At 48.9% G+C, this 5991-nt stretch carries 5 protein-coding genes; all 5 read left to right on the plus strand.

Annotation, left to right across the window (positions count from 1 at the left end):
* Window positions 1–6 precede the first annotated feature (6 nt).
* Window positions 7–615 carry an ATP-dependent Clp protease proteolytic subunit gene (locus tag AC3DOM_RS14740; RefSeq protein ID WP_487919808.1) on the plus strand — a complete coding sequence of 203 codons (609 nt, stop codon included), beginning with the start codon at window positions 7–9 and terminating at the stop codon, window positions 613–615.
* Window positions 616–617: 2 nt separating this feature from the next.
* Complete coding sequence (locus AC3DOM_RS14745; RefSeq protein ID WP_487919804.1) at window positions 618–1490, plus strand: DUF1028 domain-containing protein; 873 nt, start codon at window positions 618–620, stop codon at window positions 1488–1490.
* A gap of 113 nt (window positions 1491–1603) precedes the next feature.
* A complete protein-coding gene (locus tag AC3DOM_RS14750; RefSeq protein WP_487919805.1) occupies window positions 1604–2425 on the plus strand; it encodes an HAD-IIA family hydrolase in 822 nt (273 codons plus the stop codon).
* A 177-nt stretch (window positions 2426–2602) separates the two neighbouring features.
* Window positions 2603–3655 carry a dual-specificity RNA methyltransferase RlmN gene (gene rlmN / locus AC3DOM_RS14755; RefSeq protein WP_487919806.1) on the plus strand — a complete coding sequence of 351 codons (1053 nt, stop codon included), beginning with the start codon at window positions 2603–2605 and terminating at the stop codon, window positions 3653–3655.
* 130 nt (window positions 3656–3785) lie between these two features.
* Window positions 3786–5991, plus strand: a 2206-nt coding sequence (locus AC3DOM_RS14760; protein WP_487919807.1) for a flippase activity-associated protein Agl23, incomplete at its 3' end; no start/stop codon positions are given.

Below are 5991 nucleotides of genomic sequence, written 5' to 3' on the forward strand. Positions count from 1 at the left end.
GAAAAAATGATTCCAAATAACCCCCAATCCATAGTCCCAATGGTCGTCGAATCAACAGGACGTGGCGAACGAGCTTACGATATTTATTCCCTGCTGCTAAAAGAACGCATCATCTTTTTGGGCACGCAGATCAACGATCAGGTCGCGAATTCAATTATCGCGCAGCTGCTCTACCTGAGCAATCAGGACCCTGAAAAAGAAATCCGGATGTATATCAATTCACCCGGTGGTGTGATCTACGCCGGTTTGGCGATCTATGACACCATGCAGATGATCTCCAATCCGATCAGCACTGTTGCCGTTGGTGTAACGGCATCCTTCGGTACCGTGCTATTAACTTCCGGAACAAAAGGTCAGCGCTATGCTTTGCCCCATGCCACGATCCATATGCACCAGCCACTTGGCGGCGCACAGGGCCAGGCCACTGATATTGTCATCCAGGCCGAGGAAATTATGCGGCTGAAGGCGTCCCTCCTGGGAATTATGGCAAAACATACCGGGAAGAAGATTTCAGAGGTTGAAAAAGACTCCGACCGTGATTTCTATCTCAGCGCCCAGGAAGCTGCGGACTACGGTTTGGTCGATCAGGTTCTTGAAATTCCGGAGAAAGCATAGGGATGCCGCGATTTTCAACCTTCTCGATTGTAGCCTGCGATCTTGAAGAGAAATCCTGGGGAGTAGCAGTTGCTTCAAAATTTCCAGCAGTTGGTTCAGCTGTCCCCTGGGTAAATGCAGAGGTTGGCGCAGTAGCAACCCAATCCTATGCAAATACATCCTATGGCCCAAATGGGCTGGCGATGATGGCCGATGGCCTGTCTGCCGAAGAAACGATGGAGAAGCTGCTCGCCGCCGATGAGGGACGTGAAACACGTCAGGTCGGCCTCGTTGATGCGCAGGGAAAATCCGCCACTTTTACCGGTAAAAAATGTCACGAGTGGGCTGGCGGATTGACCGGACCCGGGTATGCCATCCAGGGGAATATTCTCACGGGTAAGGATGTTGTCCAGGCAATGGAATCCACATTTCTGGAAACAAATGGTGACCTACCCACCCGACTTTACGAAGCGCTCCATGCAGGGAATTCTGCCGGTGGAGACAAACGTGGACGTCAATCTGCTGCCATTTATGTCGCCAAGCCAAGGGGCGGCTATGGCGGCTTTATCGATCGCTGGATCGATTATCGTGTAGACGATGCCCTTGATCCTGTTCCGAAACTTGGCAATTTGCTGGAATTGCATGATCTGTATTTTGGCGAATCCCCTGAAAGCGAACGCGTGAAATTGAGCGGCGAGCCTCTGAAGGATATCCAACGGATCATGGCGAATCTGGGCTATTATCAGCCTGAAATCGATGGCGTCTACACGGATGTGACCGCTGAAGCCCTGAATTCTTTTCTGGGTAACGAAAATTTTGAAGAGCGCGCCAATCCCGATGAAGGTTGGATTGACCGACCTGTGCTCGACTATTTGCTAAAAAAGTTCAAGAAATAGAAATTTAGCGTCATTGCGAGGTGGTTTTATCGCCGACGCAATCCCCGTGAAGGCGGAGATTGCCGCGCCGCTGTCGCGGCTCGCAATGACATTTTCTTTAATTATAAATAACTATGAAACTTGACCAACTTTCCCCCAAAATCAAAGCCCTGATCCTTGATATGGATGGGGTCCTCTGGCGTGCAGATGAAGCTATCGGTGATTTGGTGCGCAATTTTGAAGCGATAACTGCACGTGGGCTAAAAGTCTCGCTGGCGACAAATAATTCCACCCGGAATTCTGCTGATTACGTCCAAAAACTGGCCTCATTTGGCGTCAACCTTGATGAATCGCAGGTTTTCAATTGTTCTGAGGTAGCGGCATTAATCCTCAAAGAGAAATTCCCCAAGGGTGGTGATGTATATGTCGTTGGGGGAAGTGGTCTTGCAGAGGTGCTCTCCAGGCATGGTTTTACACCCTATACAGCCGAAGAGAATGATTTGCCCCCTGCCCTTGAGAAGAATTCTCCTGTCGCAGTTGTCTCCGGGCTGGATATTGGTATAAATTATAAGAAATTAGTCGAGGCAACCTTGCTCATCCGCGCAGGTGTCCCTTACTATGCCACAAATCCGGACAATACCTACCCATCCACTTTTGGGCAGCTTCCGGGAGCAGGGTCAATCATTGCTGCACTGACTGCAGCCACTGGTGTTGACCCAATTGTAGCGGGCAAACCAGAACCATACCTGTTTAACCTTGCCATGCAGCAAATGGGCGTATCACCTGAGGAAACCCTTGTTGTCGGCGATCGGCTTGAAACAGATATTTTGGGCGGGCGAAACGCAGGCTGCAAAACCGCGCTGGTATTGACGGGTGTCGCCACGCGTGAAGAAGGTCAAGCATGGATACCAAAAGTGGATATGATTGTAGAAAATTTGAGCAATATTGTTTTTTAATAGATTTTTTGCGAAAAACGAGTTTTTTTGAGCGTGAAAAGCATGTTTTGGCAATAAATTACAGTATTTTTAATCCCATGCAGGAATGCTGAGCAGGTATAATCGGGGAAAACAAATTGATTTCTGGATGAATAATCATCAACTTATCCGAGGCAAAATAGCCAAAAGACCAATAATATGACTAATCCGCTAATTTACGATTTCAACTTTCCTGAATTTGCCGCCCGCGTCAAAAGCTGGGGAGAGCCCAGCTATCGCGGCAAACAGATCTGGGAAGGGATTTACAAGAATCTCTGGCTTGCGCCCGATGAATTCAGCAATCTCCCCAAAGCCTTGCGTGAAAAAATGGGCGAATTGCTCACTTTTGAAGTCCTCAAACCGACAGATTTTCGCGAATCAAAAGATGGCGAAACCGTCAAGACCCTGTTTGAGCTCAATGATGGGAAGAAAATCGAAACGGTTTTGATGAAATATGATACGGTGGGACGTACTCCCCGTCGCACAGCTTGTATTTCAACGCAGGTCGGCTGCGGCATGGGCTGCACCTTCTGTGCCACCGGTCAAATGGGTTTCAAACGTCAACTCAGCAGCGGTGAAATTGTCGCACAGGTCATTTATCACGCCCGCAAACTCCAGGATCAAGGCGAAAAGCTGACCAATGTCGTTGTGATGGGAATGGGCGAACCTTTCCATAACTATGATGCCACTATGACCGCGATTGATCGTCTGAATAGCCTGGATGGCTTCGCCTTTGGGGCGCGCCGTTTCACGGTCTCGACTGTTGGTTTGATCCCGCTGATCAAACGTTTTGCCGACGAAAAGCGTCAGGTTAATCTTGCCATTTCTCTCCACGCCGCTGAAGATGAATTACGCTCTTCCATGCTCCCGATCAACGAGAAATATCCTATCTCCGAGTTAATGGAAGTCTGCCGCTACTACGTAGAGCAGACTCACCGCCGGATCACCTTTGAATGGGCATTGATCGATGGGATCAACGATACACCCGAACAAGCCCATATCCTTGCTCGCCGTGTAAAAGGTCTACTCTGCCATGTCAACGCGATTCCCCTCAACCCCACCCGGGGATTCAAGGGCCGTAGCACGGGCAATGATCGGGCCAGGATATTCAAGGAAACCCTCGAACAAGCTGGGGTCTCGTGTACGATCCGCATGCACCGTGGGATCGACATTCAGGCTGGTTGTGGTCAGTTGGCTGTTAAAGATAATTAAGGGCTTGGAGTTTGATTATGTCATTGGCTACGCGCAATTTACTATGGTAAAAACTTGTCAGAAAATCCCCTTTGCAGTATAGTCTATCCGATGAATAAAACCCCAATAAACCAGCAAAAGATGATCCACTATGACTAACAAAAAACCTTCCTGGCTTGAACGCCCCCTCCACCCTGCCCTGCCAGTTGTCACGGGTGAGGTATTCCTTTTTGGCATCATCATATTTCTCGCTTTATTAAGTCGTTTTTACGAACTTGGAGCGCGCGTGATGAGCCATGATGAAAGTCTGCACACTTATTTTTCCTGGCTGCTCTATAAAGGCGATGGCTATCAACATACCCCAATGATGCATGGGCCAAAGCAATTTCATCTTCTTGCTCTGGCTTATTATCTTTTTGGGGTCAACGATTTTACCGCCCGTATCCCCGCAGCGCTCTTTAGTATCGCCACCATCTGGATGGTCTGGTATTGGCGGCGTTATTTAGGCAAAGCCGGCGCTTTGATTACCGCACTTCTCATGCTCATTTCCCCTTATATGCTTTATTATGGGCGTTATGTCCGCAACGAACCCTATAGCGGATTTGCCGGATTATTGATGCTCTTTGCAGTTTTGCGCTTTTTGGAAAAGGGTGATAAACGATATCTTTTCTTGCTCACGATCAGTTTGTTGTTCAACTTCACATCCAAAGAAACCGCTTTTATTTACACCGCGCAGATTCTGCTATTTCTTGCCAGTTATTTCTTCTGGCAAATACTCCACAAGTCCTGGTCAAATGATAAAGCCCGGAATAATTTCGTCACCCTTGTGGCGGTTGCTATTATCCTTGTCGGTGGCGCCCTCGGAGCAGGGCTGCTCGGCAAGGGGGAAGCCCCTGCTCCGGTTGCAGAGACTGCCCTTCCGGCTAACCCTCTTGCCGAACCTACGATGGCCATACCACCTTCAGGAATCATCCCGTGGGTCGCAATCTTAGGCTTACTGGCCCTGGCAGCGTTTGGGATTGCGGCTTATTACCTTATCCGAGGTCTTGGCTGGGAGAAAATACGCTCCGAACGCTCCTTTGATCTGCTGATGCTAACGGGGACGCTCGTTCTTCCCTTGTTGACTCCCCTTATCTCCACGATATTTGGCTGGAGTATCCCCACCACGACCCCAGAGTTGACGGGGCTCCTCACCGAGGAACTTATTCAAATTGGTGTGGCAATCTCTATCACCTTTGGCCTCAGTATTGCCCTTGGCCTTTGGTGGAATGCCGATTTATATTGGAAAAACGCTTTACTCTTTTACTGCGTTTTCACGGTGCTATTTACAACCATCTTTACAAATAGCGCCGGTTTTTTTACAGGACTTTTCGGGTCCCTGGGATATTGGCTGGTCCAACAGGAGGTGGCCCGCGGCAGCCAGCCCTGGTATTACTATATCTTTATTCAGATACCTATATACGAGTTTTTACCAGCCCTTGGTGTTTGGGTTGCCATTTTCTTTGGACTACGCAAATCATCGCCACCCGTTTCGGATACTGAAGATACAGAGATTTCAAAACTACCGGACTCCGACTCAGCCGAACCTTTTTCTCCCTCGCTTCCATTTGCCCTCCTTGGTTGGTGGGTCTTCAGCAGTGTGCTTGCCTATTCCTATGCTGGCGAGCGGATGCCCTGGCTTACCTATCATATTACCCTCCCGATGATCCTTCTCACTGGCTGGGGATTAAATCATCTTATCAAAAGCCTCCCCTGGGCAGATATTCATAGAAAAAGAGGCTGGTTGGCAGCTGCACTCGTATTTGTCTTTTTTACGAGTTTCGCAAATGCCCTGCTTGGTATCAATGGATCAAATTTTCCTTTTCAGGGTAAAACCCTGGAACAACTCCAAACCACCAATGAATTCCTGTTTCCTTTGATCGCTTCCATTATCAGCGCAGTTGGGCTCGTCCTCATTTTCCGTAAGTGGACATTGAAAGAGGCTCTGAGCCTCGCCTTACTTGCGATATTTGGCCTGCTTGCGTTATTGACGGGACGTGCTGCTTATAGGGCTGCTTATATAAACTACGATAGCGCGAAAGAATATCTCGTTTATGCCCACGCAGCGAGGGGCGTCAAAGATGTGATGGTACAAGTCGAGGAAATCTCCAAGCGCACCACCGGGGATCTTAGTGCCATCATTGCCTACGATGCAAGCGCTCCGGATACTGGTATTTCCTGGCCCTTTGTCTGGTATCTCCGGGACTATACTAATCTCCGTTCCTTTGATGCCCCCACTCGCTCCTTGCGAGATTCGGTTGTCATCATTGTTGATGCAAAAAATTTCGATAAGATCGAACCTGTTGTCGGGCAGGGCT

The organism is Candidatus Desulfolinea nitratireducens (assembly GCF_982879505.1).

What these genes read in the sequence shown, in the direction of transcription:
- AC3DOM_RS14740 (WP_487919808.1), top strand. Translation starts at nt 7, where the DNA reads ATGATTCCAAATAACCCCCAATCCATAGTCCCAATGGTCGTCGAATCA.
- AC3DOM_RS14745 (WP_487919804.1), top strand. Translation starts at nt 618, where the DNA reads ATGCCGCGATTTTCAACCTTCTCGATTGTAGCCTGCGATCTTGAAGAG.
- AC3DOM_RS14750 (WP_487919805.1), top strand. Translation starts at nt 1,604, where the DNA reads ATGAAACTTGACCAACTTTCCCCCAAAATCAAAGCCCTGATCCTTGAT.
- rlmN (WP_487919806.1), top strand. Translation starts at nt 2,603, where the DNA reads ATGACTAATCCGCTAATTTACGATTTCAACTTTCCTGAATTTGCCGCC.